This window comes from Pseudomonas sp. B21-041, assembly GCF_024748675.1.
Lineage (GTDB): Bacteria > Pseudomonadota > Gammaproteobacteria > Pseudomonadales > Pseudomonadaceae > Aquipseudomonas > Aquipseudomonas neuropathica.
In genome coordinates this window covers 5,075,249-5,101,163 of the sequence record NZ_CP087175.1, presented here as the reverse complement: position 1 = coordinate 5,101,163, position 25,915 = coordinate 5,075,249, and the positions used below count along the sequence as shown (strand labels likewise).

The following is a 25,915-nucleotide window of genomic DNA, read 5'->3' as shown; positions in this document are numbered from 1 at the left end:
GAGCAGGCTCGCTCCCACAGGGATGGAGCAATGCCCCGGCAGGTGTGTTGCTTTTAGTGCTGCAGGATTTTCTCGAGGAAGTGCTGCGCGCGTTCGGAGCGGGCGCTGATGTCGCCGAAGAACTCCTCTTTCGGGCAGTCTTCGATGATCTTGCCGGCGTCCATGAAGATCACCCGGTCAGCCACTTTGCGCGCAAAGCCCATTTCGTGGGTCACGCACATCATGGTCATGCCTTCGTGGGCCAGTTGCACCATCACGTCGAGCACTTCGTTGACCATCTCCGGGTCGAGCGCCGAGGTCGGTTCGTCGAACAGCATGACGATCGGGTCCATCGCCAGCGCACGGGCAATCGCCACACGCTGTTGCTGACCACCGGACAGTTGCCCCGGATGCTTGTGGGCGTGAGCGGACAAGCCGACACGCTCGAGCAATTGCAGACCTTTCTTGGTCGCCTCTTCCTTGCTGCGGCCCAACACCTTGATCTGCGCGATGGTCAGGTTTTCGGTGATGGTCAGGTGCGGGAACAGTTCGAAATGCTGGAACACCATGCCCACGCGCGAGCGCAGTTTCGGCAGGTTGGTCTTCGAGTCGGCAATCGAGGTGCCGTCGACGACGATGTCGCCTTTCTGGAACGGCTCCAGCGCGTTGACGCATTTGATCAGGGTCGATTTGCCGGAACCCGACGGGCCGCAGACCACGATCACTTCGCCTTTTTGACCTCGGTGCTGCAATCAGTCAGCACCTGGAAGTCCCCATACCACTTGTTGATGTTCTTGATAGAGATCATACGGCGAACCTTTTTTGCAGACGCTTGACCAGCAGCGAGGCGGAAAAGCTGATGATGAAGTAGACGACACCGGCGAAGATCAGGAACTCGTTGGATCGACCGATGATGTCGCCGCTGGAGCGGGCGGAGTTGAGGAAGTCCACCAGGCCCACGGTGTAGACCAGCGAGGTGTCCTGAAACAGGATGATCGACTGTTGCAGCAGCAACGGGGTCATCTTGCGGAACGCCTGGGGCAGGATGATCAGACGCATGGTCTGGCCATAGGTCATGCCCATCGCTTGTGCGGCGGCCATCTGGCCTTTGGGGATCGACTGCACACCGGCGCGGACGATTTCGCAGAAGTACGCGGCTTCGAACATCATGAAGGCCACGACGCAGGAGGTGAACGCCCCGATTGGCGTGTCTTCACCGGTGATCCAGCGCAGTACGAACGGCACCGCCAGGTAGAACCAGGTGATCACCAGCAGCAGCGGGATCGAACGGAAGTAGTTCACATAAGCGCCGGCCACCCGCGACAGCAGTTTGCTCGACGACAGGCGCATCAGTGCGAGGATGGTCCCCAGCACGATGCCGCCGACCACGCCCATGACCATCAACTGCAAGGTCATGACCATGCCGTTCCACAGGCCCGGAATGGCGGGGATGATGCCGCTGAAATCGAAGTCCATTATTTACCCCCACGGAGATCAGGCCGGGCACTGCGACTTTCTTCTCGACCATGCGCATCAGCAACATCAGGCTCATGTTCAGGGTGAAGTAGATCAGCGTGGCCAGGGTGAAGGCTTCAAACAGGTTGGCCGAGAATTCGGCGGTCTGTTTGGTTTGCGCCAGTAGTTCCATCAGGCCGATCAGGGACGCCACGGAGGAGTTCTTGAAGACGTTGAGGAATTCCGAGGTAAGCGGCGGAATGATGATCCGGTAGGCCTGGGGCAGCAGCACGTTCCAGTAGATCTGCGGCAGCTTGAATCCCATGGCGCGCGCGGCGGATTCCTGGCCGCGTGGCAGCGCCTGAATGCCAGTACGCACTTGCTCGCAGACACGGGCGGCGGTGAACAGGCCCAGGCACACGACAACGCTCAGGTAAGCCGAGGTGGTCGGGTTGAGGTCCTGTTTGTACCAGTCCTGCAGGTTTTGCGGCAGCAGGTCGGGCACCAGGAAGTACCAGATGAACAGTTGCACCAGCAGCGGCACGTTACGGAACAGCTCGACGTAGCAGGTCGCGATGCCCGATACGATGCGGTTTGGCACCGTGCGCATGACCCCCAGAATGGAGCCCAGCAGCAAGGCGATGATCCATGCCACAATGGCGATGGCAATGGTCCAGCCCAGGCCGGAGATGTACCAGTCGAGATAAGTCTCGCTGCCAACGCCGGTGGACTTGAAGAACACGCCCCAGTCCCAGTTGTAATTCATTAGGGTCTCCCCTCGAGATCGATCGATGTACAAGCACCCGCTTGGGGAAGATCCTTTCCCGCCTGACGTTGAACGTCAGGCACACGCGATCGGCTCGGAAACCGCCAGGTCGAGTGTTCCACAGTGAAGCCAGCAGGTAGTAACAAACGCCTGAGGGAGGGTCGCCCCCTCAGGAGACAAGGTTAGTCAGGAATCAGATTTTTACGTCAGGCGCCGGCTTGTCGCTCGGGTTGGCGATCAGATCTTTTACCTTGTCGCTCATCGGGAAGTTCAGGTTCAGGCCTTTTGGCGGGATCGGGCTCTCGAACCACTTGCTGTAGATCTTGTTGATCTCGCCGGACTTGTACAGGCCGACAATGGCGGCATCGACGGCTTTCTTGAAGGCCGGGTCATCTTTACGAACCATGCACGCGTAGGCTTCGAAGGACTGCGGCGTACCGGTGATGATCCAGTCAGTCGGCTTCTTGGCCTTGGCTTCTTCGCCGGCCAGCAGGGCGTCGTCCATCATGAAGGCTACGGCGCGGCCGCTTTCCAGCATGTTGAAGGATTCGCCGTGGTCTTTGGCGGAGATGATGTTCATGCCCATCTGCTTGTCGGCGTTCATCGCTTTGATGATGCGCTCGGACGTGGTGCCGGCGGTGGTCACGACGTTTTTGCCTTTCAGGTCGGCAAAGTCAGCGTAGGACGGCTTGCCATCCTTGTCTTTCTTGACCAGCAGACGGGTGCCGATTTCGAAGATGTTGACGGTGAAGTCGACTTGCTGGGCGCGTTCGGCGTTGTTGGTGGTGGAGCCGCACTCGATATCCGCGGTGCCGTTCTGGATCAGCGGGATACGGGTTTGCGAGGTTACCAGGTTGTATTTGACCTGCAGGTCTGGCTTGTTCAGGTCTTTTTTCAGGGCTTCAACGATGGCCACTTGAATGTCGTGGGAGTAGCCCACTGGTTTGCCGGAAGCATCCGCGATGTAGGAAAACGGAATGGAGCTGTCGCGGTGAGCGAGCGTGATGGTGCCCGAATCGTTGATTTTCTTCAGGGTGCCGGTGAGTTCGGCGGCGAAAACTGGCGTGCTGATCAGAGCGGCCGCAATGGCTGCGCCCAGGATATGGGGAACGATGCGCATCAAATTTTCCTCGAATTGTTTTTTTTATGGAGCCAGTTCGTCGGCCCTTTTGTGCTTCGAATGCCTGACGGCTCCTGAAGTGTTGGCACAACAAGCATTCGTCGAGAGAGTGTAGAGCATGACTCGTGCCAGACCAGGGAGATGTACTTAACTTGATGATTTATAACGTTATTAAAGTTTTGTGATGGTTTGTTTTGGCATAACTGATCCGGTTTACCGAATCGACCGGGAAGTCGCGTTCGGAAAACCGAACGATCAAAAGCCCCTCACCCTAGCCCTCCCGAAACGTCGGACCGCCCAGAGGGAGAGGGGACTGAACGCGGCGACTGGGCGAGATGCACCGACCTGAGATACCGAGTCGAACTCAGAATTTGAACCTCATGAAGATCGGCTCCCTTCCCCCTCTACCCCCCGGGGGAGAGGGCTGGGGTGAGGGGGGAACGATCAAACTGACACAATCAAATTTTGCAGAGCCCACAAAACAAAAAGCCCCTGAATCTCTCAATTCAGGGGCTTTCGTTTAAAGCGATGTTCACATCACGCCGCTTCAATCTTGCTACGGTTCTGCTCGACCTTGCCCAGGTACGCCGCCAGTTTCTCCTGCTCGGCCGGAGTGGTGAACAGGCCCAGCTTGCTGCGGCGCCACAGAATGTCGTGGGCCGTGGTTGCCCACTCTTCGCTGCACAGGTAATCGACTTCGCGGGTGTAGAGCCCGCCGCCGATGTGTTCGCCCATGTCCGCGAGGCTTTCCACACCTTCAAGCATGCGCCAGGTCCGGCTGCCGTAGGTGGTGGCCCAGCGGCGGGCGATCTCGGTCGGTACGAAGTCGAACTTGTCGCGGATCTGCGCGCACAAGGCTTGCGGGGTGGTCATGTCCTCGCCGCCAGGCAGGGTAGCGGTGGCGGTCCAGCTCGGGCGCATCTGGGTGAAGAACGGCATCAACTGCGCCATCGCCGATTCGGCGAGCTTGCGGTAGGTGGTCAGCTTGCCGCCGAACACCGACAACAGCGGTGCCTCTTCAGTGCTGCCCGACAAGGCCAGGGTGTAATCACGGGTGACGGCCGACGGGTTGTCGGATTCGTCGTTGCACAGTGGGCGTACGCCCGAGTAGCTGTGCTGGATGTCGTCACGGCTGATCTGCTGCTTGAAGTGGGCGTTGACCACTTTCAACAGGTAGTCGGTTTCGGCGTCGGTGATTGCCACTTTCGCCGGATCACCGGTGTACTCACGATCGGTGGTGCCGATCAGGGTGAAGTGGTTCAGGTACGGAATGGTGAAGACGATGCGCTGATCTTCGTTTTGCAGAATGTGCGCGTGATCGCCTTCATACAACTTCGGCACGATGATGTGGCTGCCCTGGATCAAACGGATGCCGTAAGGCGATTCCATCTTCAGGTCGTCACGAATGAACTTGGCAACCCACGGGCCGGCGGCGTTCACCAGCGCTTTGGCGGTGATCGAAAACAGGCTGCCGTCGGCTCGTTCCAGATGCAGGTGCCACAGGCCTTTGGTGCGACGGGCGCTGACGCACCGGGTTTGAGTGTGCACGTGGGCACCTTTTTCGCGGGCGGCCATGGCGTTGAGTACCACGAGGCGGGCGTCGTCGACCCAGCAGTCGGAGTATTCGAAGCCTTTCTTGATTTCGCTTTTCAGTGCGCTGTCGGCACCAAACTTGAGGCTTTTCGAACCTGGCAGTTTTTCGCGCTTGCCGAGGTTGTCATAGAGGAACAGGCCAGCGCGGATCATCCATGCCGGGCGCAGGTGTGGACGGTGCGGCAACACGAAGCGCATCGGTTTGACGATATGCGGCGCCTTGGCCAGCAACACTTCGCGCTCAGCCAGCGCTTCACGTACCAGACGAAATTCGTAATGTTCGAGGTAGCGCAGGCCGCCGTGGATCAGCTTGCTGCTGGCCGACGAGGTGTGGCTGGCCAGATCGTCTTTTTCGCAAAGGAACACCGAAAGCCCGCGACCGGCGGCATCCGCTGCGATCCCCACGCCATTGATCCCGCCGCCAATGACGGCGATGTCGTAGATCTCGGAGATTGGGGGCGTACGCAAGGTAGAGGTGGACATCGGCTGGCCTCGGGTTCTTTTGATTTTCTATATTGGAAATCGAACATGAATGTTCATTTGCGAAAATGGTAGCCCATAAACACGCGCACAGCCAGTCACGTTCGATTGAAAAAACTCATCGAAGGGCGAGTAAAAGAAAATATTCGAACATTTACGGGCAGATCGTTCCCATGCGCAGCAAAGGAATGCATCCACCGACGCTCTGCGTCGGCTTTGAGGTGGGACGCAGAGCGTCCCGGGCTGCATTCCCACGCGGAGCGTGGGAACGAGTAACTAGACGACTTCCAGGCGAATCTTGTGCTGACTCAACAACTGCGCCAGCGCCGGCACCGGCTGCTGATCCGTTACCAGGCAATCGATCAGGCTGATCGGCCCCAGGCGAATCATCGCATTACGCCCGAATTTGCTGGAGTCCGCCGCCAGAATCACCTGCCGCGCATTGGCAATGATCGCCTGCGACACCCGCACTTCCTGATAATCGAAATCCAGCAAGCTACCGTCTTCATCAATACCGCTGATCCCGACCAGGGCGAAATCAACTTTGAACTGATTAATGAAATCCACGCTCGCCTGACCGACCACGCCGCCATCACGGCGCACATTGCCGCCGGTCAGCAGCACATCGAAATCATCCTTGGCACTGAGCATCGACGCCACATGCAGGTTGTTGGTGATGATCTTCAGATGATTGTGGTTGAGCAGGGCGCGGGCAATCGATTCGGTGGTGGTGCCGATATTGATGAACAGCGAGGCGTGATCGGGGATCTGGGCGGCGATGGCTTCACCGATGCGTTGTTTTTCATCGCGCATCTGGTCGGCGCGCATTGCATAGGCAGTGTTTTCTACGCTGGAATCGTAGGCTGCGCCGCCATGGTAGCGACGCAACAGATTGGCTTCCGCGAGCTGATTGATGTCGCGGCGGATGGTTTGCGGGGTAACAACGAACAGCGTGGCCATTTCCTCGATGCTCACATAGCCGCGTTCGCGGACCAGCTCGAGGATTTGCTGCTGACGGGGAGGCAGATTCATGGGGCTTCCTTTGGGCTGCCGTGCAAAATTTGCCCATGATGACGCAGGAATCCGCTCCCGACCAGTTTCCAAACAACGTGAAAGCTACTGCGCTCGGCCATCCTGCGTTAAAAACAGGCTCGGACTGCTCATTTACAAGCCCGTAAACTCCGCGTCCTCGCCTGTTTTTGCCTTGGCTTGCCTTCGCTCGCTACGCTTTCACGCTGTTTGGACCGCTTTAGCCAGTCCTAAGGTTGGCTTATTCAGCGTCTTCACGCGCCCAGTCACGGGTGCGGCTGACGGCTTTTTTCCAGCCTTTGTACAGCTTCTCTTTCTCGGTTTCGTCCAGGCTCGGTTCAAACTCACGCTCGATCACCGCTTTACCGCGCAGTTCGTCCAGGCTGCCCCAGAAACCGCACGCCAGACCGGCCAGATACGCGGCGCCAAGTGCCGTGGTTTCGCGCATTTGCGGACGCTCGACCTGCGTGCCAAGGATGTCGGCCTGGAACTGCATGAGGAAGTTGTTCGCCACCGCGCCGCCGTCCACGCGCAGGGCTTTGAGGCGTTCGCCGGAGTCTTGCTGCATGGCGTCGAGCACGTCGCGAGTCTGGTAAGCGATCGACTCCAGTGCGGCGCGGATGATGTGATCCACGCGCACGCCGCGAGTCAGGCCGAACAGCGCGCCACGGGCATACGGGTCCCAGTACGGCGCGCCCAGACCGGTGAAGGCCGGCACCAGGTAAACGCCGTTGCTGTCCTTCACTTTATTGGCGAAGTATTCGGTGTCGTGGGCGTCGTTGATGATTTTCAGTTCATCGCGCAGCCACTGCACGGTCGAACCGCCGTTGAACACCGCGCCTTCCAGTGCGTAAGCGACTTCGCCACGCGGGCCGCAAGCGATGGTGGTGAGCATGCCGTGTTGGGATTTCACCGCTTTGTCGCCAGTGTTCATCAGCAGGAAGCAGCCGGTGCCGTAGGTGTTTTTCGCCTGACCCGGCTCCACGCACATCTGGCCGAACAATGCGGCTTGCTGGTCACCGGCGATACCGCCGATGGCAATGCCGCTCTTGGTACGACCGTAGATTTCCGAAGACGCCTTCACTTCCGGAAGCATCTCGCGCGGGATGTCGAGGATTTCCAGCATCTTCGAATCCCATTCCAGCGAATGGATATTGAAGAGCATGGTGCGCGAGGCGTTGGTGTAGTCGGTGACGTGCACCTTGCCGCCGGTGAATTTCCAGATCAGCCAGCTATCGACGGTGCCGAACAGCAGTTCGCCGTTGCGCGCTCGTTCGCGGCTGCCTTCGACGTTGTCGAGGATCCACTTCAGTTTGGTGCCGGAGAAGTACGGGTCGGTGACCAGACCGGTGTTGTCGCGGATGTAGTCTTCGTGGCCATCGCGCTTGAGCTGCTGGCAGATCTCGGTGCTGCGGCGGCACTGCCAGACGATGGCGTTGTACACCGGGCGGCCGGTGGTCTTGTCCCAGACCACGGTGGTTTCACGCTGGTTGGTGATGCCGATGGCAGCCACCTGATCGTGATGCAGCCCAGCCTGGGCCAGCGCTTCAACCATCACCGCGCTCTGGGTGGCGAAGATTTCCATCGGGTCGTGTTCAACCCAACCGGCTTGCGGGTAATGCTGGGCGAATTCGCGCTGCGCGGTGCAGACCACGTTCGCGTCGCGGTCGAAAATGATCGCGCGGGAGCTGGTCGTACCCTGATCGAGGGCAATGATGTAGTTCTTATTCTGAATGTCGGTCATGTCGATTGCCTTGGACGAAATAAGGGAGAGTGGGCCGTGGCGCAGGCTCTATAGGGCAGGAGCCGGTGCCGACTGTTTCAAGAAGTTCTTGGTTTGCCGTCAATGGCCGGTTCTGCATCCTTTGTAGCAGGTGTGGCGCCGGTCAGGTGACGGGCGATGAGCCCGCGATACCCGGCAGCGCCGAGGCAGGCACCGACAATCGGTGCAAAAATCGGAATCAGGAAATACGGAATATCACGGCCGCCAGTGAAGGAAATTTCACCCCAGCCGGCGAAGAAAGTCATCAGTTTCGGACCGAAGTCACGCGCCGGGTTCATGGCGAAACCGGTCAACGGCCCCATCGAACTGCCGATCACCGCGATCAGCAAGCCGATCAGCAGCGGTGCCAGCGGGCCTTTCGGCAGGCCGTTGTTGTCATCGGTCAGGGACATGATCACGCCCATCAGGATCGCGGTGATGATCATCTCGACCAGGAATGCCTGGGCGGTGGACAGCACCGGGTTGGGGAAGGTCGAAAACACCGAGGCCAATTCAAGGCTGGCGGCCGAGCCGCGGACCATTTGGTGAGTTTGTTCGTAATCGAAGAAAAGATTGCTGTACAGCGTGTAAACCAGCAGCGCGCCGCAGAAGGCGCCGGCGATCTGGGCAAGAATATAGAACGGCAGTTTGCGCTTTTCAAAGTCGGCGAAGATCGCCAGGGCGATGCTCACGGCCGGGTTCAGGTGCGCGCCGGAAACTCCGGCGGTGAGGTAGATCGCCATGCTCACGCCGACGCCCCAGATGATGCTGATTTCCCACAGGCCGAAGCTGGCACCCGCGACTTTGAGCGCGGCGACACAGCCGGTGCCGAAAAAGATCAGAAGAGCAGTACCCAGAAACTCGGCCATGCATTGGCTTGAGAGCGTTGGTTGCTGTAAAGCAGTTGTCATTGAAAACCTCGTTTTTGTTGTTGTCTGGCGCGTTTGCCAACAGGGCAAGGCGCGATTTTCCCCGAGTAGGAATCCCCATTCCGTTCCCGGTTTACTGCTGGGTGTCGCTGTGACGACAATTCTTACATTATTCAGATTCGAAAAAATATAGACAAGAAACAAACCTGTCAAAGGTCGAAAGTGAACCATCGGTCACAATAAAACTATTCGCTGGGTGAATGATCCTTTGTGGCCCAGGTGCGACAACGTGCGCTGAATGTCTGCGAGCCGCGGGAATCGTGGCTTGGGATAGAGCCTTTTGGAGGCTGATCACCTAGAATCCGGCGGAGGTTTTTTTTGCCATTGCCGAACCTGGAGCTGCCATGACCCCTGCGTTGGACTTGTTGAAAAAAGTTCGTGCCGAACATCGCGTGCACAGTTACGAACATGACCCGAAGGCCGCGTCCTATGGCCTTGAGGCCGCAGAGAAGCTGGCACTTGAACCGGCACAGGTGTTTAAAACCCTGCTCGCGGCCAGTGAAAAAGGCGAGTTGCTGGTGGCGGTGGTGCCGGTCGTCGGAAGCCTCGACCTCAAAGGTCTGGCCCATGCCGCTGGCGTAAAAAAAGTCGAGATGGCTGACCCGGCAGCCGCTCAGCGCTCCACCGGTTATCTGTTGGGCGGCATCAGCCCGTTGGGGCAGAAGAAGCGCCTGCGTACCTTTATCGACAACTCGGCTCAGGGTTTTGCGACTATTTATGTCAGCGCCGGTCGGCGTGGCCTGGAGGTGGAACTGGCGCCCGCGGTGCTCGCCGAACACACCCAGGCCAAATTTGCCGACATCGGCCGTCCTTAGTCATTAATGCTGTATGTAAAAAATTGACTGGTTCTGTCACTGGCGCTGTTCACGGCGTGGCTGCATCCTCCGCCGACTGACTCAGGGAGAAAGTTATGCAGCTCGAGTTTCATCAGGTCGACGCGTTCAGTGATCGGCCGTTCAGTGGCAATCCGGCGATGGTTTATCGGCTGGAGACGTGGCTCGCGGATGAGTTGATGCAGAAGATCGCCGCCGAACACAATCTGGCGGAAACTGCGTTTCTGGTGCGCGAAGGTCAGGCCTGGCATATCCGCTGGTTTACCCCGACCACTGAAGTGCCGTTGTGCGGGCACGCCACGTTGGCCAGTGCTTATGTGCTGTTCGAGATCTACAAGGAAAGCGCCGAGCGTATCGACTTTACCTGTAAATCCGGTCCGCTGAGCGTCACGCGGGAAGGTGATCGGTTGTGGCTGGATTTCCCGTCGATCATGCCGTCTGAGATTGGTGTGACTGTCGACGTTGAGCGGGCGCTGGGGGTCGAAGCGGTGGATGTGCTCGGCTCCAACGAACTGTTTGTGGTGCTGGAGTCGGAGCAGGCGGTGCTCGATTGCAAACCGGACATGGTCGCGCTGGCCAAATTGCCGTGGCTGGGCGCTATCGTCACGGCGCGGGGTAATCAGCACGACTTCGTCTCGCGCTATTTTGCACCGGCGATCGGCATCAATGAGGACCCGGTGACCGGTTCGACGCATTGCAGCCTGATTCCGTATTGGTCCAAGCGTCTGGGCAAGTCGAGCCTGACCGCGTATCAGCGATCGGCGCGGGGTGGGGAGTTGTTTTGTCGGCTGGAGGGTGAGCGAGTGAAGATTGGCGGCAATGCGACGCTGGTTGCGAGCGGCACCCTGATCCTCGGTTAAAAGCTAAAAGATCGCAGCCTTCGGCAACTCCTACATTGATCCCTGTAGGAGCTGCCGAAGGCTGCGATCTTTTGATCGTTAAAGCGCGGTGCTGTAGCGGCGCACGCCGTTTTCCACTGCCGGGATTTGTGCGGCGGTGCTGCCCGATGCCTGGAACAGCACCAGATGCTCAGCGGCAACACGAATCCCCACCTCCGCGCCCACCTGATGATCCGCATGGCTCGGGAAAATCGATTCCAGCTGCGCACCCGTCGGCAATTGCAGGCGATACAGCGTCGAAGCGCCAAGGAACGTCTTACCCACAATCCCTGCTTTCAAGGCGCTGTCCGGCGCATACACAATGTCATCCGGGCGCAGCAACACGTCCACTGCACCGCCAATCGGCCAGGTATAAGCGCGATTTCCGCGTAACTCACCCAGTTCAGTCTGCACCGATTCCGGGCTGTCGAGCTGGCCGCGAATGAAGTAACCCTGACCGATGAAGCTGGCCACATACGGTGTCGCCGGTTCGTGATAAAGGTTGTACGGCGTGTCCCACTGCTCCAGTCGACCTTCCTTGAACACGCCAACGTGATCGCTGACCGCGAAGGCCTCTTCCTGGTCGTGGGTCACCAGAATTGCGCTGGTGCCACGCGCCTTGAGGATGTCGCGTACTTCATGGCTGAGCTTGCGCCGCAGTTCGCCATCGAGGTTGGAGAACGGCTCATCAAGCAGCAGCAACTGCGGCTCCGGCGCCAAGGCGCGGGCGAGGGCGACGCGCTGTTGCTGGCCGCCGGACAGCTCGTGCGGGAAGCGCTTGCCGAGGTTTTTCAGGTTGACCAGTTCGAGCAGCTCTTCGGTGACGCGCTCTTTGTTCGGATGCTTGCGAATACCGAAGGCGATGTTGTCGGCAACGCTCAGGTGCGGGAACAGCGCGTAGTCCTGGAACACCATGCCGATCCGGCGTTTTTCCGGGGCGAGGGTGAAGCCGGCGCTGGAAATGGTTTCGCCACCGAGGGTGATTTCCCCTTCGTGCACTGGCTCGAATCCGGCAATGGCACGCAGGGTGGTGGTCTTGCCGCAGCCAGACGAGCCTAGCAGGCAGCCGATATCACCGGCGTTGAGGTGCAGATTGAGGTTCTGCACCACACGTTGATCTTGATAGCCGCAAGCGAGGTTGCGCAGGTTCAGCAGTAATTCATGGCTCATGCGTGGTGATATGCCGGTTCAACGAGGAACTCGAGCAGGGCCTTCTGTGCGTGGAGACGGTTTTCTGCCTGATCCCAAGCGACGGAGCGCGGGTCATCAAGCAGGTCGAGGCTGATTTCTTCGCCACGGTGCGCCGGCAGGCAATGCATGAACAGCACGTCCTCGGCAGCGAGGTCGAGCAGGGCGCGGTTGACCTGAAACGGCGCGAACAGCTTGAGGCGCTTGGCAGTTTCCTCTTCCTGACCCATCGAAGTCCAGACGTCGGTGCTCACCAGATGCGCGCCGCGCACGGCGTCTTGCGGGTCGCGGACGATGGTCACGCGATCGCCAGCTCTGGCGACGAATTCAGGATTTGGCTCGTAGCCTTCCGGGCAGGCAACGCGCAACTGGAAGTCGAACTGGATCGCCGCTTCTATATAGCTGTTGCACATGTTGTTGCCGTCGCCGATCCAGGCGACCGTTTTGCCCTGGATCGAGCCACGGTGTTCAAGGAACGTCTGCATGTCGGCCAGCAACTGGCACGGGTGCAGGTCATCGGACAGGCCGTTGATCACTGGCACGCGCGAGTTGGCGGCGAATTCGGTCAGGGTGCTGTGGGCAAAGGTACGGATCATCACCGCATCGAGCATGCTCGACATGACGATGGCGCAGTCGCCGATCGGCTCGCCACGGCCCAGTTGGGTATCGCGCGGCGACAGGAAGATTGCCTGGCCGCCGAGCTGGATCATGCCGGCCTCGAACGAGATCCGGGTACGGGTCGAGGATTTCTCGAAGATCATCCCCAGCACGCGGTTTTTCAGAGGCTCGAACAGTACGCCGCGGTTACGCAGGTCCTTGAGCTCAACGCCTCGACGGATCACGCTGACCAGCTCTTCGGGCGTGCAATCCATCAGGGAGAGAAAGTGCCTTGCGCTCATCATTGACTACCTTTTGCTACAAACCGCAGATGCTCAAAGCCTTGTTTAACGGAACAACGGGCGAGACCTGCGGCGTAAGCCGCACGGGGCGACGAAATAGGGGAAGGCGCGATATTGACACTAAATGTCGCGTTTTTCCAATAGGCTACGGTTTTTGCGGGATTCGGAGGGCGCACTGAATGTTGCAGTCGCGCATTTGAAGCCGGGTTCAGGACAGCAGCGAGCCTCTTTGTACACTGGCGTTACAGGGGTTGGCAATGCGGCGTGGCGGGGATCGCGTCGCTTGGGTCGGTTTACCACCGTGGCGCCATGCCATCACTTGGTCGGATGCTCAGGCTGAAACATTTGCTAAAGCAAAGTGCTGGGTTATAAATAAGTTTCGAGCGACGCAGGAAGCCTCCGCATGGAATCGAAAGAAAAACTGTTAATGGAACTGCTGGGCCACACGGCTCGCTCACTGACCCATCTCACCGCCTCAGTCACTTCAATGTCATTCGAACTGCTGCGCAGCGAAGACGAAGTGGTGAAGAGCGCCGGCCGCCACATGATCGATCGCATGGCGACCATCAGTGCCGGGCTCGACGAACACTGGCGATTGATCGGCGAGCTCACCGGCGTACATGTCGCCCACGAGCAGATTGAAACCATTCAGGAGATTCAGTTGGCCGCACCGCCTCAGCTGCCGTCGAACTGATCATGGCGGTTTATCGGCTCGCCTGATAACCGCCGATTCACAAGACGAACGTCGCTGGCGCAGGATCGGCGCCGGGGCCATAGTTTTGTTCCCGCGGGCGTGATTGCCTGCCCAGAACAAGACAGAGACTGGCCATGACCAAGACTCTCCATCACCGTGCCTGCCATCTGTGTGAAGCCATTTGCGGGCTGACCATCGAAACCACCGAAACCGAGGGCAACGTCGCGATCACTTCAATCAAGGGTGACGCGCTCGACACGTTTAGTCGTGGACACATTTGCCCCAAGGCTGTGGCCCTGCAAGACATCCAGAACGATCCTGATCGCCTGCGCCAGCCAATGCGCCGTGTGGGCAGTGAATGGCTGCCGATAGAGTGGGACGAGGCTTTTGCGCTGGTGGCCGAGAAGCTGGCGGCCATCCAGGAGCGTCATGGCCAGAACGCCGTGGCGGTCTATCAAGGCAACCCGAGCGTGCATAACTACGGGCTGATGACCCACAGCAATTATTTCCTGGGGCTGCTGAAGACGCGCAATCGCTACTCGGCGACCTCGGTCGATCAGTTGCCGCATCACCTGAGCAGTTATCTGATGTACGGCCATGGTTTGCTGTTGCCGATTCCAGATATCGATCACACCGACTTCATGCTGATTCTCGGCGGTAATCCGCTGGCGTCCAACGGCAGCATCATGACCGTGCCGGATGTCGAGAAGCGTTTGAAAGCGATTCAGGCGCGCGGCGGCAAAGTGGTGGTTGTCGATCCACGGCGCAGCGAGACGGCGGCCATGGCTGATCAGCATTTGTTCGTGCGTCCGGGGGGCGATGCGGCGTTGTTGTTTGGCGTGTTAAACACCCTGTTTAGCGAAGGCTTGACCAGCGAAAGTCATTTGCCGGTCGATGGGCTGGATGACGTGCGCGCCGCTGTCGCTGCGTTTACCGCTGAAGCCATGAGCCCGTTGTGTGCTGTTCCTGCCGAGCAGATCCGCCAACTGGCCCGGGATTTCGCCGCCGCGCCGAGTGCCGTGTGCTACGGACGCATGGGCGTTTCGACGCAGGCCTTCGGCACCTTGTGTCACTGGGTGGTGCAATTGATCAACCTGGTCACCGGTAATCTTGATCGCGTCGGCGGTGCACTGTGCACTGAACCCGCAGTGGATCTGGTGGCGTCGACTTCGGGCGGGCATTTCAACAAATGGCAGAGTCGCGTTTCCGGGCGTCCCGAGTACGGCGGCGAGCTACCGGTCTCGGCCCTGGCCGAAGAGATGCTCACCGAAGGCGAGGGCCAGATTCGTGCGCTGATCACCGTCGCTGGCAACCCGGTGTTGTCGACGCCGAACGGGCGGCAACTGGAGCAGGCGCTGGATGGCCTGGAGTTCATGGTCAGCGTCGACCTGTACATCAATGAAACCACGCGCTATGCCGACCTGATTCTGCCGTCGACCTCGGCGCTGGAAAACGATCACTACGACACGACGTTCAACCTGTTCGCGGTGCGCAACGTCACCCGCTTCAACCGCGCGATCCTCGCCAAACCCGAGGGCGCTTTGCATGACTGGGAGATTTTCGTGGGCCTGGCCAAGGCCTTGGCCGAGAAGACTGGCAAGGAACTGAAACCGACCATGCCACCGGCGAAGATGATCGACATGGGCCTGCGCATGGGCCTGTACGGTGACGCGTCCGAGCAAAAGCTTTCGTTGGCAACGTTGTTCGATCATCCCCACGGGATTGATCTGGGCGCGTTGAAGCCGAACCTGGCTGCGCGCCTGAAAACGCCGAATCAGCGCGTGCAGGCTGCTCCGCCAGAGATCCTTGCTGACCTCGCACGCTTTGCCGCATTGCAGGCGCCGGCCGCCGATGAGCTGTTGATGATTGGCCGTCGTCATGTGCGCAGCAATAACTCGTGGATGCACAACTATCACCGTCTGGTGAAGGGCAAGCCGCGCCATCAACTGCTGATGCACCCGGATGACCTCGCTAGCCGTGGGCTTAACGATGGTCAGTTGGTTCGCGTCAGCTCGCGGGTGGGGCAGATCGAGGTCGAGGTGCTCGGCAGTCTGGACATGATGAAAGGCGTGGTCAGCCTGCCGCATGGTTGGGGGCATGCGCGGCCGGGCGTGCAAATGGCGATTGCCAGCAGTCAGCCTGGGTCTAGCGCAAACGATCTGACCGATGAGTGTCAGCTTGATGAGCTGTCGGGTAACGCCGCACTTAATGGTGTGCCGGTGACGGTGGCGGCGGCCTGAATGTGACCGTCGGGGAGACCGAGCATGGCGCTCGGGATTCCGTTACAATGCGTCACCGTGCCGACCCATGAGTCGGAAAGTTCAGCCGAGGTGCTCCATGGATATCATCGAAACGATTAAAGAGCAGATTGCCAACAACACCATTCTGCTTTACATGAAAGGCTCGCCGAATGCCCCACAGTGTGGCTTCTCTGCGAAAGCTGCGCAGGCTGTGATGGCTTGTGGCGAAAAGTTTGCGTACGTGGACATCCTGCAGAACCCGGAAATCCGCGCCAATCTGCCGAAGTACGCCAACTGGCCGACTTTCCCGCAACTGTGGGTCGGCGGTGAACTGGTCGGCGGTAGTGACATCATGACCGAGATGGCTGCAGACGGTTCGCTGCAAAGCACCATCAAGGCGGCTGTTGAAGCGGCAGCGGCGAACAAGTCCGAAGCCTGATCGGCCAGGTTTCATGCGACAGCTGCTGCTTGTGTAGGAGCTGTCGAGTGAAACGAGGCTGCGATCTTTTGATCTTCAGCCAATAAAAAGCCCCGCCACTCGAAAGAGTGCGGGGCTTTTTAGTGCGTTCGAAAAGTTACTGCAAGTTGCCGGTGCAACCTGAAAAGATCGCAGCCTTCGGCAGCTCCTACTCTTCGCCCATCTGCGATTGCAGATAGTTCTCAAGACCGACTTTGTCGATCAGGCCCAGTTGGGTTTCCAGCCAGTCGATATGTTCTTCTTCGGATTCGAGAATGTCTTCGAGCAGTTCACGGCTGCCGAAATCGCCAACGGTTTCGCAATGGGCGATTGCGGTCTTCAGGTCAGCATGACCGGTCTTCTCGATACGCAGGTCGCACTCCAGCATTTCCTTGGTGTGCTCGCCGATGTGCAGCTTGCCCAGGTCCTGCACGTTCGGCAGGCCTTCGAGGAACAGGATGCGCTTGATCAGCTTGTCCGCGTGTTTCATCTCGTCGATGGATTCTTTGTACTCGTGCTTGCCGAGCTTGTTCAGGCCCCAATCTTCATACATGCGTGCATGCAGGAAGTACTGATTGATCGCGACCAGCTCATTGGCAAGGATCTTGTTGAGATGCTGGATGACTGTAATGTCGCCTTTCATGATCGGAGTCCTGCCCTGTATTAGCTGTATATACGGCAGAGTTTGAGCTTCGTACTTATAAGTGTCAAACCTAAGTTATTGAATAATATATGAAAATTAATCGGAATAAGAATGTTTGTGTTCCGCGTCTGGGCGCTAAGCAGTTGATTTACAGGCATAAAAAAACCGGACATAAGTCCGGTTCTTTGAAATGGGGGGCAATTAGGCGGCAGTAAATTCTACAGGGTAGGGGATCGCAGCCTGAGCGGTTTGCAGCTTGGTCAGGGTTTCGCGAACGACTTCCTTGGCAAGGCACGCACATTTGCCGCATTGGCTGGCGACGCCGGTGGCCTGGCGGACTTCTTTATAGCTGCAGCAACCTTCATAGATCGCATCGCGGATCTGTCCGTCGGTGACGCCAGTGCAGAGACAAACATACATAAGTGAGAACCGTCGCTGGTTGTGACTCAATTGCGATGGATCTTAATGTTAACGAGAATGATTGTCAAAGTGCTTTCGGAAGGCTTCTGCTGATTCACAGCCGTGACTGACGAACGGTATTTGCTGGCGATTTGCCTGGCCCCGTAAATGCAGCGCCGTTCTACGCCTGCTTCGAAAAACCGTTAAGGACAGGCCAAATTCGCAGTGTATGATGGTCGGCCCTTGCGAAGGGGGTTCGTGTCACAGGGCTGTCGCTTGAGGGTGGCAGGCTGGCGCGGACCCTGAACTTCAAGTTTTTACACCAGGAGATATCAATGAGCGTACTCGTAGGCAAACAAGCCCCTGACTTCACCGTCCCGGCCGTACTCGGCAATGGCGAGATCGTTGACAGCTTCACCCTGTCCTCGGCCATCAAAGGCAAATACGGCCTGGTGTTCTTCTACCCACTGGACTTCACCTTCGTCTGCCCGTCCGAGCTGATCGCTCTGGACAACCGCATGGCCGACTTCAAGGCACGCAACGTTGAAGTGATCGCTGTGTCGATCGACTCGCACTTCACTCACAACGCATGGCGCAACACCCCAGTAAACAATGGCGGCATCGGCCAGGTGAAATACACCATGGCTGCCGACATGAAGCACGACATCGCCAAGGCTTACGACGTTGAATCCGAAGGCGGCGTGGCTTTCCGTGGCGCGTTCCTGATCGACGACAAAGGCGTTGTCCGTTCGCAGATCATCAACGACCTGCCGCTGGGCCGTAACATGGAAGAGCTGATCCGTCTGGTCGACGCTCTGCAATTCCACGAAGAGCACGGCGAAGTCTGCCCTGCCAACTGGAAAAAAGGCGACAAAGGCATGAACGCTTCGCCAGAAGGCGTTGCGGCTTACCTGACCGAGAACGCTGCAGCCCTGTAAGGCGCAACGTCGAGGTACAAAAAACCGGCCCACGTGGCCGGTTTTTTTATGCGGAGAATTAATTGAAACAGCCTCTCGGCATCATTTGTTTCAAATGTTCGGAAAAAATACTGGATGAGTGAACAGTGGCTGGATAGGGTTGTGCTCGAGCGATAACGGGGTACGAAGGCGACTGCCTTGTCCTGAATCGCGCCTCACTTCAGTAAGGACGGTGCAATGGATTGCATGATGCAGAAGGGGATTCAAATGCCGAGTAGCTTGGACGTTGCGGATTATTTCCTCTGCCTGGAAGGGCATGAGGGCGAGATATCCAATCTCAAGATTCAAAAAATGGTTTATTACGCTCAAGGGTTCAGTCTGGCCGTCCATGGTGAGGCTCTCTTCCCTGAAAAGCTGGAGGCGTGGATGCACGGGCCGGTGGTTCCGGATCTGTATCGAAGATTCAGCCAATTTGGATCGAGTGCCATTCCTCCTCCGAGGGATTTCAATCCAGATCTTTTCAGTGCCAAACAACAAAGTCTGCTCAACGAAGTATTCGACGTTTATGGCCAGTTTTCGGCGTGGAAACTACGTCAGTTGACGCATGAAGAAGCCCCTTGGCGTAGAAACTTCAAGGAAGGGGAGTTCAGCCGAGAAATTCCCGCCTGTGAGATGGAGGAGTATTTCCGGGAGCATTTGGTGAACTGAAATGGCCAAGTTCAAACGCAGGGAACGCGATGCGGCAATTACAGTAACGGCACGGACGTCCACCATCGAAATAGATTCATCGGAAGCGCGACCTCCGGTTTTCTCATTTGAGTATTTGCAGAATGGCTGGTGCATTCAAGATTGCGAGGCCGTCGAACGGTCGAAAATGCTTGAGCGTCTGAGGATTCTGGGAAGAATGCCGTGGAGAGAATTGCGCAGAGAGCATAGGCATCGATATGGCTGTGAAACAATTGAGAGAAACAGTCTGAAAGTGGGAATTCCTGCTTTTTTGACAGGTGATGTCAGATTGCTTGTGTTTCGGGCTTTTGAACGTGTAGCGATGGTGGGATACAAGAGCCATCGGATTTTTTATGTCGTGTGGATTGATCGAGAATTTAAGCTCTATAAGCATTAAACAAAAAAACCGGCCCACGTGGCCGGTTTTTTTATGCGCGGGATTTACCCGACGACCCTCAATCAGTCGTCGAAGTCTTCCCAGCCGCCCATCTGTTTCCAGCGGTTGACGATGCCGCAGAACAGCTCAGCGGTTTTCTCGGTGTCGTAACGCGCCGAGTGCGCCTCGCGGCCGTCGAAATCGATGTCAGCGGCCTGGCAGGCTTTCGCCAGTACGGTTTGACCGTATGCCAGACCAGCCAGCGTCGCGGTGTCGAAACTGGAGAATGGGTGGAACGGGTTGCGTTTCATGTCCAGACGCGCAACGGCTGCGTTCAGGAAGCCAAGGTCGAAGCTGCTGTTGTGCCCGACCAGAATCGCGCGCTTGCAGCCATTGGCCTTCAGCGCCTTGCGAATGCCACGGAAGATGTCGGTCAGCGCGGTTTCTTCGCTGACCGCCATGCGCAGCGGGTGATCGAGCTTGATCCCGGTGAACTCCAGCGCTGCTGCTTCGATGTTGGCGCCTTCGAAAGGCTCAACACGGAAGAAGTAGGTGTGATCCGGGTATACAAAACCCTTTTCATCCATGGCGATGGTGGTCGCGGCAATCTCCAGCAGAGCGTCGGTGGCCGAGTTGAAGCCACCGGTTTCTACGTCAACGACAACCGGCAGGTAGCCGCGAAAGCGTGCTGCCATCGGGTGACGGGAACCGCCGCCACCACTTTGACCGTCCAGTTCGTCGTCGAAATGGTCTTCACTCACGCGTGTTCCTCCAGCAGGCGCCAGCGCAGTTTTTCACCGGCGCGCAGCGGGATAACGGTCAGCTCGCCAAATGGCAGGCTGGTCGGGGCGGTCCATTCTTCACGAACCAGGGTGATGCGATCGGTGTTCGCCGGCAGGCCGTAGAAACGCGGGCCGTTGAGGCTGGCGAAGGCTTCGAGTTTGTCCAGCGCATTACGCTGTTCGAAGGCTTCGGCGTACATCTCGATGGCGGCGTACGCGGTGTAGCAACCGGCACAGCCGCAAGCGGCTTCCTTGGCGTGCTGTGCGTGCGGCGCCGAGTCGGTGCCGAGGAAGAACTTCGCGCTGCCACTGGTGGCGGCGTCGAGCAGGGCTTCCTGGTGCGTATTGCGCTTGAGGATCGGCAGGCAATAGAAGTGCGGCCGAATCCCGCCCACCAGCATGTGGTTGCGGTTGTACAGCAGGTGATGCGCGGTGATGGTCGCGCCAACGTTGGCCGAGGCCTCGTTGACGAACTGCACGGCGTCGCCGGTGGTGATGTGTTCGAACACCACTTTCAGCGTCGGGAAGCGCTCGACCACGCGGCGCATGTGCTCGTCGATGAAGATCTTTTCGCGGTCGAACACATCGACGTCGCCACGGGTGACTTCACCGTGGATCAGCAACGGCATGCCGACTTCGGCCATGGCTTCCAGTGCCGGGAAGATCTTGTCGATGCTGGTTACCCCGGAATCGGAGTTGGTGGTCGCGCCGGCCGGGTACAGCTTGGCTGCGTGCACAAAACCACTGGCCTTGGCTTCACGAATTTCTTCGGGCTGGGTGCGGTCGGTGAGGTACAGCACCATCAGCGGTTCGAAGCGACTGCCGGCCGGGCGGGCAGCGAGAATCCGCTGGCGATAGCTGTCGGCTTCAGCGGCGTTGCGCACCGGTGGTACCAGGTTGGGCATGATGATGGCGCGGCCAAAAGTGCGCGCAACATCGGCAACGGTATTGGTCAACACGGCACCATCGCGAAGATGAATGTGCCAGTCGTCGGGACGCAGCAGGGTCAGGCGGTCGGACATGAGGGGATTCCAGGCGGGTCAAACTGAGGCGAATGCTACCGGAAAAGACTCTTGCAGGCACTCGCTATCAAGTTTTGCCGGAACCTTCCGATATCCCGTAGGTATGCCGTAAACATAGTGTGAATCGGTCTTTGTGTTTCAGAAGCCAATGGAGCCTCCCGTGCGCCAGCGTTATTTAGCCTTGCTCAGTGTGTTTGCCAGCCTTCCCGCGATGGCGCTCACGTACCAGACCCGTCTGGAGAACATTGAGTGGACGGTCGCCGGCGACAAGTTCGAATGTCGTCTGACCCAGCCGATCACTGATTTCGGCTCAGGTGAGTTCGTGCGCAAGGCCGGCGAGCAGGCGATATTCCGTCTGAACGCCTACAACGCCATGCTCGGCGGCGGTTCTGCAACGTTGCTGGCAGCGGCTGCGCCTTGGCAGCCGGGCCGTGGTGACATTAATCTGGGCTCTGTGCGGCTCGGCAGCGGCAACGTGCTGTTCAGCAGTTCGCAGTCCCAGGCCGGGGGGCTGATCAGCGGCCTGCTGGACGGGCGCAGCCCGGTCGTGCGTCGCGCGTCTGGCGATGGCCGTGTCTCGGAAGTACGCCTGTTGCCGGTCAAGTTCAGCAAGGCCTTCAACGATTACCAGACATGTGTGGCGAAATTGCTGCCGCAGAATTTTGACCAGATCAAGCAGTCGCAGATCGGTTTCCCCGGTGAAGGCGTTGACCTCGACGCTGCCGCCAAAGCCAAACTGCAAGTAATGCTTGAGTTCATGAAGGCCGATCCGACGGTCAATCACATCGAACTCGACGGCCATTCCGACAACAGCGGTAATCGCCTGACCAACCGTGAACTGTCGCGCCGCCGCGCGCTGGCGGTGGTCGACTTCTTCAAGGCTAACGGCATTCAGGAATCGCAGATCACCGTGCGTTTCCATGGCGAGCAATATCCCATTGTGCCGAACACCAACGCGGCCAATCGCGCGAAGAACCGTCGGGTCAATGTCAAACTGGCGCGCGTGGCGCCGGTCGCGGCTCCGGCACCGCAAGCGAGCACGCCAGCCAATACTGCGGCGACTTCCTGACCCGCCGGTCATCGTCGCGCTCTCGACAGATTCTGTCGCTTTGTCGTCTTAAGCTGTCGCGCCTCTGTAAATTATCGCGTTGGAGCGGTAGACTCCTCGGCTTTCCGTAGAACCCCGTGGAGTGATGGCATGGCGGACGTAAACAAGGTCGTTCTGGCGTATTCCGGCGGCCTGGACACTTCGGTGATCCTCAAGTGGCTGCAGGATACTTATAACTGTGAAGTGGTGACCTTCACCGCTGATCTCGGTCAAGGCGAAGAGGTCGAGCCGGCCCGCGCCAAGGCTCAGGCCATGGGCGTCAAAGAAATCTACATCGACGACCTGCGCGAAGAGTTCGTGCGTGATTTCGTGTTCCCGATGTTCCGCGCCAACACCGTTTACGAAGGCGAGTACCTGCTGGGTACTTCCATCGCGCGTCCGCTGATCGCCAAACGTCTGATCGAAATCGCCAACGAAACCGGCGCTGACGCCATTTCCCATGGCGCCACCGGCAAGGGTAACGACCAGGTGCGTTTCGAACTGGGTGCCTACGCGCTCAAGCCAGGCGTGAAAGTGATCGCGCCTTGGCGTGAGTGGGACCTGCTGTCCCGCGAGAAGCTGATGGACTACGCCGAGAAGCACGCGATCCCGATCGAGCGTCACGGCAAGAAGAAGTCCCCGTACTCGATGGACGCCAACCTGCTGCACATCTCCTATGAAGGCGGCGTGCTGGAAGACACCTGGACCGAGCACGAAGAAGACATGTGGAAATGGACCGTCTCCCCGGAGAACGCTCCTGACAAAGCGCAATACCTGGAACTGACCTACCGCAACGGCGACATCGTTGCACTGGACGGCGTCGAGATGACTCCGGCCACCGTGCTGGCGACGCTGAACAAGATCGGTGGCGCTCACGGTATCGGCCGTCTCGACATTGTCGAAAACCGTTACGTCGGCATGAAGTCCCGTGGCTGCTACGAAACCCCGGGCGGCACCATCATGCTGCGCGCTCACCGCGCCATCGAATCGATCACCCTGGACCGCGAAGTCGCTCACCTCAAAGACGAGCTGATGCCGAAATACGCCAGCCTGATCTACACCGGTTACTGGTGGAGCCCAGAGCGTCTGATGCTGCAGCAGATGATCGACGCTTCGCAGGTCAACGTGAACGGCGTTGTGCGCCTGAAGTTGTACAAAGGCAACGTGATCGTTACCGGCCGCAAGTCCGACGATTCGCTGTTCGATTCCAACATCGCGACCTTCGAAGAAGACGGCGGTGCTTACAACCAGGCTGATGCCGCGGGCTTCATCAAGCTCAACGCGCTGCGCATGCGCATTGCTGCCAACAAGGGCCGCAAGCTGTTCTAAGCGTTCTGGTCTGAAGCGTAATGAAAAGGGCGGCCTTGTCATCGAGACAAGGCCGCCCTTTTTGCATGATTCTTTGTTTGCGTCTGATTGAAGCCTGTTCCTGGTCTTGGCATCTGTGGCTACGACTCATCTTTCATGCCCGTCCCAGCAGCGTTACCGCCTGTGCGCAAAGGTTATAAACAATACAAATCGTTTTGCCTGAGCCTTTCCTGACGTGCCTGATCTTCAGCAATGAATGCTGCGTCAGTAAAACATCCGATACATGATTGGAAAGAAACACCACTACCCGGGGAGTTTTCCGGTCCAGGTTCCGGATGTTTTCCAGAATCGTGGCTAACTCTCTCGATGCATCGACACCCCGAACGTCGATGAGGTGCAGGTCACTGACCCACGCGGGCAACTGAATGTTGTGCTGAACAATCAGGTTCGATTTTGAATTGATGGCCGAGGGCGGGTCAGGTGCGTTGTGGACTTTGCACGCGTCCTTGCATTCGGTTGGGCCTGACTCGCTGGGCACGATACAACTTGATAGTCCAAATGTCCCTTGCGTGGCTGGCTCCAGGGGCGGTGTGTTTCGTTTGTTCTCGCGATCGTTGTTATCGATTACTTTAAGAAAGTTTTTGTCCTTGCCGAAGTCCGAGGGTGAGTAGAGGGAACGGTAATTAAAGTTTAAAGTTATAAAAAATAGAAACAGCAAGTAGAACGGAAAGCTGATCAGAAACCATACGTAGATCTCTCTGTCCTTGTTGTCTAGAAAAGGCAGCGAAATGGCGGCTGATGTTTCCGAAATAGCTGCAAATATGGCAATTACCGTCATTGGGTTAGTGATTTTGTTTTTTATTTTCAGCATGCTTGTACTCTTGTGTTTGATCTGTCTCGTTGGTGATAAGTTTGTGTGGTTGAGTAGCTTGGCAGACGGGTTTCAAATACTTGTATTTATAGCAAAAGTATTGTGTTAGGTATAAATATCTTGTTTCAAGTGTTTATATCGGGTTTGAAGTTGTGAGGTTGGTGTGTCGGCTGTTGCATTGTGTTTCGGGTTAATAATCAAAGTTCTCGGCCGAGCGCAGATTTGCACGTGTCATGGCCGTTCGGGCATAGTGAAACTCAGCGATAAGGCATGATTTCTGTGTCGCTAGTCGTAGTCTGTAACAAGTTAAAAGCGAAATATTTCCGTGAGCGGAGGAGGAAATAACGTCGGATGTTTACTGGGGGTAGCGGCTTTTTGTAGGAATAGTCCGCAATGACTGTAGGGTATGTCTCTCGATGCTGGTGCGTGTTAACACTGCCATGCCATAGAGCAAGTGACTGGGCTATTGTGCGTGTTCTGAAAATTCGAACAGCGAAACTGGACTTGCCCATGAATAAAGTGCTGATCGTGGATGATCACCCTGTCATTCGTCTTGCGGTACGTATGCTGATGGAACGTCATGGCTACGAAGTCATCGCAGAAACTGATAACGGTGTGGATGCGTTACAACTTGCTCGAGAACAAATGCCGGATATTGTCATTCTGGATATTGGAATACCCAAGCTTGATGGTCTGGAAGTTATCGCGCGCCTGACTACGACGGCCATGCCTATTAAAGTTCTGGTGTTGACCTCCCAGGCTCCCGGGCACTTTTCAATGCGCTGCATGCAGTCGGGAGCGGCCGGCTATGTCTGTAAACAACAGGACCTGACCGAGTTGCTCAGTGCGATCAAGGCGGTATTGTCGGGCTATAGTTATTTTCCCAATCAGGCTTTGCATACAGTCCGCACCAGTCTGGGCAATGCCAGTGAAGCCGACATGGTGGATCGTCTGTCCGGTCGGGAAATGATGGTGTTGCAGCAGTTGGCGCGAGGCAAGACAAACAAGGAAATTGCCGATGGCATGTTTTTGAGCAACAAAACCGTAAGCACCTACAAGACGCGCTTGTTGTTGAAGCTCAATGCGCGATCCCTGGTTGATCTGATCGAGTTGGCGCAGCGTAATGGTCTGGTCTGAATGTATCGATGGCTGACAGGGTGATGGGCCGGTCGAACTCAGCTAGCCGCAGAAAGTGAAAAGCCTCCATTTCGGGAGGCTTTCAAATATCAGTCATCAAAATCGTAATCGGCCAATTGCTTTTGCAGTCGGCGCTCCTCAAGCAGGTTATCGATCGTACGGCGCTTGCTGAGATTGGTCTTGGCGACTTCGACCACAGGTTCGGTGTCCTCAGTTTCCGCAGCGATATCATCATCTACATCAAGTGGCTCTTTGTCGCTACTCATCAGCTAACTCCCGGCTAAGAATGCCTTTGGCGCTCCTTATATCGATATTCCTGCGGCGGGTAAAAAAGATTTTTTCAAT

General features: G+C 57.5%; 25 protein-coding genes and 2 pseudogenes. 11 read left to right on the top strand and 16 right to left on the bottom strand.

Features of this window, described 5'->3' with window-relative positions; translation table 11 throughout:
• Positions 1–53: 53 nt before the first annotated feature.
• From LOY43_RS22660 to LOY43_RS22625, 8 genes and pseudogenes are all read right to left on the bottom strand, one after another.
• A pseudogene (locus tag LOY43_RS22660) lies at positions 54–787 on the bottom strand (amino acid ABC transporter ATP-binding protein).
• Positions 784–1,455, bottom strand: a complete 672-nt coding sequence (locus LOY43_RS22655; protein ID WP_003227756.1) for an amino acid ABC transporter permease — start codon at positions 1,453–1,455, stop codon at positions 784–786. Before LOY43_RS22655 ends, LOY43_RS22660 begins: the two are co-directional and overlap by 4 nt.
• A 7-nt stretch (positions 1,456–1,462) precedes the next feature.
• Positions 1,463–2,200, bottom strand: a pseudogene (locus tag LOY43_RS22650) (amino acid ABC transporter permease); the annotation flags it as partial.
• A 193-nt stretch (positions 2,201–2,393) separates the two neighbouring features.
• The gene (locus tag LOY43_RS22645) at positions 2,394–3,320 is read right to left on the bottom strand and encodes a glutamate/aspartate ABC transporter substrate-binding protein (protein ID WP_095048295.1); all 927 of its coding nucleotides are present in this window, start codon (positions 3,318–3,320) and stop codon (positions 2,394–2,396) included.
• A 537-nt stretch (positions 3,321–3,857) separates the two neighbouring features.
• A complete protein-coding gene (gene glpD, locus LOY43_RS22640) occupies positions 3,858–5,396 on the bottom strand; it encodes a glycerol-3-phosphate dehydrogenase (RefSeq protein ID WP_093430587.1) in 1,539 nt (512 codons plus the stop codon).
• 273 nt (positions 5,397–5,669) lie between these two features.
• Positions 5,670–6,425, bottom strand: coding sequence for a DeoR/GlpR family transcriptional regulator (locus LOY43_RS22635; RefSeq protein ID WP_007916700.1), 756 nt, complete (start codon positions 6,423–6,425; stop codon positions 5,670–5,672).
• A 238-nt stretch (positions 6,426–6,663) separates the two neighbouring features.
• On the bottom strand, positions 6,664–8,166 hold the full coding sequence (gene glpK, locus LOY43_RS22630) for a glycerol kinase GlpK (RefSeq protein ID WP_093430586.1): 1,503 nt from the start codon (positions 8,164–8,166) through the stop codon (positions 6,664–6,666).
• 77 nt (positions 8,167–8,243) lie between these two features.
• Complete coding sequence (locus LOY43_RS22625; protein ID WP_016986645.1) at positions 8,244–9,095, bottom strand: MIP/aquaporin family protein; 852 nt, start codon at positions 9,093–9,095, stop codon at positions 8,244–8,246.
• 362 nt (positions 9,096–9,457) lie between these two features.
• Between LOY43_RS22625 and ybaK the strand changes: the two genes are divergently transcribed.
• Together ybaK and LOY43_RS22615 are read left to right on the top strand one after the other, a co-directional pair.
• Positions 9,458–9,928 (top strand): Cys-tRNA(Pro) deacylase, encoded by a 471-nt coding sequence (ybaK, locus tag LOY43_RS22620; protein WP_090285884.1) that lies wholly within the window; start codon positions 9,458–9,460, stop codon positions 9,926–9,928.
• A 95-nt stretch (positions 9,929–10,023) separates the two neighbouring features.
• A complete protein-coding gene (locus LOY43_RS22615; protein WP_095048293.1) occupies positions 10,024–10,806 on the top strand; it encodes a PhzF family phenazine biosynthesis protein in 783 nt (260 codons plus the stop codon).
• 78 nt (positions 10,807–10,884) lie between these two features.
• Here the strand turns inward: LOY43_RS22615 and LOY43_RS22610 are convergent, their stop codons facing one another.
• Together LOY43_RS22610 and argF are read right to left on the bottom strand one after the other, a co-directional pair.
• Entirely contained in the window at positions 10,885–11,994 is a 1,110-nt protein-coding gene (locus LOY43_RS22610; protein ID WP_258708752.1) for an ABC transporter ATP-binding protein, read from the bottom strand.
• Positions 11,991–12,911, bottom strand: a complete 921-nt coding sequence (gene argF, locus LOY43_RS22605) for an ornithine carbamoyltransferase (RefSeq protein WP_093430582.1) — start codon at positions 12,909–12,911, stop codon at positions 11,991–11,993. The genes LOY43_RS22610 and argF overlap by 4 nt, the downstream gene beginning before the upstream one ends.
• Before the next feature lie 403 nt (positions 12,912–13,314).
• On the opposite strand from argF, the gene LOY43_RS22600 reads away from it, so the two are divergent.
• From LOY43_RS22600 to grxD, 3 genes are all read left to right on the top strand, one after another.
• The gene (locus LOY43_RS22600; protein WP_016986650.1) at positions 13,315–13,605 is read left to right on the top strand and encodes a hypothetical protein; all 291 of its coding nucleotides are present in this window, start codon (positions 13,315–13,317) and stop codon (positions 13,603–13,605) included.
• Positions 13,606–13,739: 134 nt separating this feature from the next.
• Positions 13,740–15,845 carry a molybdopterin oxidoreductase family protein gene (locus LOY43_RS22595; RefSeq protein WP_095048292.1) on the top strand — a complete coding sequence of 702 codons (2,106 nt, stop codon included), beginning with the start codon at positions 13,740–13,742 and terminating at the stop codon, positions 15,843–15,845.
• A 97-nt stretch (positions 15,846–15,942) separates the two neighbouring features.
• Entirely contained in the window at positions 15,943–16,284 is a 342-nt protein-coding gene (grxD, locus tag LOY43_RS22590; protein WP_016773402.1) for a Grx4 family monothiol glutaredoxin, read from the top strand.
• 187 nt (positions 16,285–16,471) lie between these two features.
• Here grxD and bfr read toward each other — a convergent pair whose 3' ends face one another.
• Together bfr and LOY43_RS22580 are read right to left on the bottom strand one after the other, a co-directional pair.
• Positions 16,472–16,945 (bottom strand): bacterioferritin, encoded by a 474-nt coding sequence (gene bfr, locus LOY43_RS22585; RefSeq protein WP_007916671.1) that lies wholly within the window; start codon positions 16,943–16,945, stop codon positions 16,472–16,474.
• A gap of 201 nt (positions 16,946–17,146) precedes the next feature.
• Complete coding sequence (locus LOY43_RS22580) at positions 17,147–17,365, bottom strand: bacterioferritin-associated ferredoxin (protein WP_093430580.1); 219 nt, start codon at positions 17,363–17,365, stop codon at positions 17,147–17,149.
• Between the two features lie 314 nt (positions 17,366–17,679).
• On the opposite strand from LOY43_RS22580, the gene LOY43_RS22575 reads away from it, so the two are divergent.
• The 3 genes from LOY43_RS22575 (at position 17,680) to LOY43_RS22565 (ending at position 19,384) form a co-directional block, all read left to right on the top strand.
• Positions 17,680–18,282 carry a peroxiredoxin gene (locus LOY43_RS22575; protein ID WP_003227723.1) on the top strand — a complete coding sequence of 201 codons (603 nt, stop codon included), beginning with the start codon at positions 17,680–17,682 and terminating at the stop codon, positions 18,280–18,282.
• Positions 18,283–18,498: 216 nt separating this feature from the next.
• Entirely contained in the window at positions 18,499–18,969 is a 471-nt protein-coding gene (locus tag LOY43_RS22570; protein ID WP_258708751.1) for a Panacea domain-containing protein, read from the top strand.
• 1 nt (position 18,970) lies between these two features.
• Positions 18,971–19,384, top strand: coding sequence for a hypothetical protein (locus LOY43_RS22565; protein WP_093430578.1), 414 nt, complete (start codon positions 18,971–18,973; stop codon positions 19,382–19,384).
• Between the two features lie 62 nt (positions 19,385–19,446).
• On the opposite strand, the gene rnt is transcribed toward LOY43_RS22565, so the two are convergent.
• A complete protein-coding gene (rnt, locus tag LOY43_RS22560; protein WP_007916667.1) occupies positions 19,447–20,124 on the bottom strand; it encodes a ribonuclease T in 678 nt (225 codons plus the stop codon).
• Positions 20,121–21,167 (bottom strand): dihydroorotase, encoded by a 1,047-nt coding sequence (pyrC, locus tag LOY43_RS22555; RefSeq protein ID WP_095048290.1) that lies wholly within the window; start codon positions 21,165–21,167, stop codon positions 20,121–20,123. Before pyrC ends, rnt begins: the two co-directional genes overlap by 4 nt.
• Positions 21,168–21,327: 160 nt before the next feature.
• Here pyrC and LOY43_RS22550 point away from each other — a divergent pair, with 160 nt between their 5' ends.
• The gene (locus LOY43_RS22550) at positions 21,328–22,236 is read left to right on the top strand and encodes an OmpA family protein (RefSeq protein WP_095125871.1); all 909 of its coding nucleotides are present in this window, start codon (positions 21,328–21,330) and stop codon (positions 22,234–22,236) included.
• Between the two features lie 129 nt (positions 22,237–22,365).
• Positions 22,366–23,583 (top strand): argininosuccinate synthase, encoded by a 1,218-nt coding sequence (locus LOY43_RS22545; protein WP_007916658.1) that lies wholly within the window; start codon positions 22,366–22,368, stop codon positions 23,581–23,583.
• 133 nt (positions 23,584–23,716) lie between these two features.
• Here LOY43_RS22545 and LOY43_RS22540 read toward each other — a convergent pair whose 3' ends face one another.
• Positions 23,717–24,433 carry a hypothetical protein gene (locus tag LOY43_RS22540; protein WP_095048288.1) on the bottom strand — a complete coding sequence of 239 codons (717 nt, stop codon included), beginning with the start codon at positions 24,431–24,433 and terminating at the stop codon, positions 23,717–23,719.
• 510 nt (positions 24,434–24,943) lie between these two features.
• Between LOY43_RS22540 and LOY43_RS22535 the strand changes: the two genes are divergently transcribed.
• Positions 24,944–25,570, top strand: coding sequence for a response regulator transcription factor (locus LOY43_RS22535; RefSeq protein ID WP_064119001.1), 627 nt, complete (start codon positions 24,944–24,946; stop codon positions 25,568–25,570).
• An 89-nt stretch (positions 25,571–25,659) separates the two neighbouring features.
• Here the strand turns inward: LOY43_RS22535 and LOY43_RS22530 are convergent, their stop codons facing one another.
• A complete protein-coding gene (locus LOY43_RS22530) occupies positions 25,660–25,836 on the bottom strand; it encodes a PA3496 family putative envelope integrity protein (protein WP_093430574.1) in 177 nt (58 codons plus the stop codon).
• Positions 25,837–25,915: the final 79 nt, after the last annotated feature.

Excerpts from the sequence above, each read along its gene's own strand:
- LOY43_RS22575 (WP_003227723.1), top strand. The coding sequence starts at position 17,680 with ATGAGCGTACTCGTAGGCAAACAAGCCCCTGACTTCACCGTCCCGGCC.
- LOY43_RS22625 (WP_016986645.1), bottom strand. The coding sequence starts at position 9,095 with ATGACAACTGCTTTACAGCAACCAACGCTCTCAAGCCAATGCATGGCC.
- LOY43_RS22600 (WP_016986650.1), top strand. The coding sequence starts at position 13,315 with ATGGAATCGAAAGAAAAACTGTTAATGGAACTGCTGGGCCACACGGCT.
- LOY43_RS22645 (WP_095048295.1), bottom strand. The coding sequence starts at position 3,320 with ATGCGCATCGTTCCCCATATCCTGGGCGCAGCCATTGCGGCCGCTCTG.
- LOY43_RS22545 (WP_007916658.1), top strand. The coding sequence starts at position 22,366 with ATGGCGGACGTAAACAAGGTCGTTCTGGCGTATTCCGGCGGCCTGGAC.
- glpK (WP_093430586.1), bottom strand. The coding sequence starts at position 8,166 with ATGACCGACATTCAGAATAAGAACTACATCATTGCCCTCGATCAGGGT.
- LOY43_RS22615 (WP_095048293.1), top strand. The coding sequence starts at position 10,024 with ATGCAGCTCGAGTTTCATCAGGTCGACGCGTTCAGTGATCGGCCGTTC.
- bfr (WP_007916671.1), bottom strand. The coding sequence starts at position 16,945 with ATGAAAGGCGACATTACAGTCATCCAGCATCTCAACAAGATCCTTGCC.
- pyrC (WP_095048290.1), bottom strand. The coding sequence starts at position 21,167 with ATGTCCGACCGCCTGACCCTGCTGCGTCCCGACGACTGGCACATTCAT.
- LOY43_RS22540 (WP_095048288.1), bottom strand. The coding sequence starts at position 24,433 with ATGCTGAAAATAAAAAACAAAATCACTAACCCAATGACGGTAATTGCC.
- ybaK (WP_090285884.1), top strand. The coding sequence starts at position 9,458 with ATGACCCCTGCGTTGGACTTGTTGAAAAAAGTTCGTGCCGAACATCGC.
- grxD (WP_016773402.1), top strand. The coding sequence starts at position 15,943 with ATGGATATCATCGAAACGATTAAAGAGCAGATTGCCAACAACACCATT.
- LOY43_RS22530 (WP_093430574.1), bottom strand. The coding sequence starts at position 25,836 with ATGAGTAGCGACAAAGAGCCACTTGATGTAGATGATGATATCGCTGCG.
- glpD (WP_093430587.1), bottom strand. The coding sequence starts at position 5,396 with ATGTCCACCTCTACCTTGCGTACGCCCCCAATCTCCGAGATCTACGAC.
- argF (WP_093430582.1), bottom strand. The coding sequence starts at position 12,911 with ATGAGCGCAAGGCACTTTCTCTCCCTGATGGATTGCACGCCCGAAGAG.
- LOY43_RS22580 (WP_093430580.1), bottom strand. The coding sequence starts at position 17,365 with ATGTATGTTTGTCTCTGCACTGGCGTCACCGACGGACAGATCCGCGAT.
- LOY43_RS22595 (WP_095048292.1), top strand. The coding sequence starts at position 13,740 with ATGACCAAGACTCTCCATCACCGTGCCTGCCATCTGTGTGAAGCCATT.
- LOY43_RS22610 (WP_258708752.1), bottom strand. The coding sequence starts at position 11,994 with ATGAGCCATGAATTACTGCTGAACCTGCGCAACCTCGCTTGCGGCTAT.
- LOY43_RS22635 (WP_007916700.1), bottom strand. The coding sequence starts at position 6,425 with ATGAATCTGCCTCCCCGTCAGCAGCAAATCCTCGAGCTGGTCCGCGAA.
- LOY43_RS22570 (WP_258708751.1), top strand. The coding sequence starts at position 18,499 with ATGGATTGCATGATGCAGAAGGGGATTCAAATGCCGAGTAGCTTGGAC.
- LOY43_RS22535 (WP_064119001.1), top strand. The coding sequence starts at position 24,944 with ATGAATAAAGTGCTGATCGTGGATGATCACCCTGTCATTCGTCTTGCG.
- LOY43_RS22655 (WP_003227756.1), bottom strand. The coding sequence starts at position 1,455 with ATGGACTTCGATTTCAGCGGCATCATCCCCGCCATTCCGGGCCTGTGG.
- LOY43_RS22565 (WP_093430578.1), top strand. The coding sequence starts at position 18,971 with ATGGCCAAGTTCAAACGCAGGGAACGCGATGCGGCAATTACAGTAACG.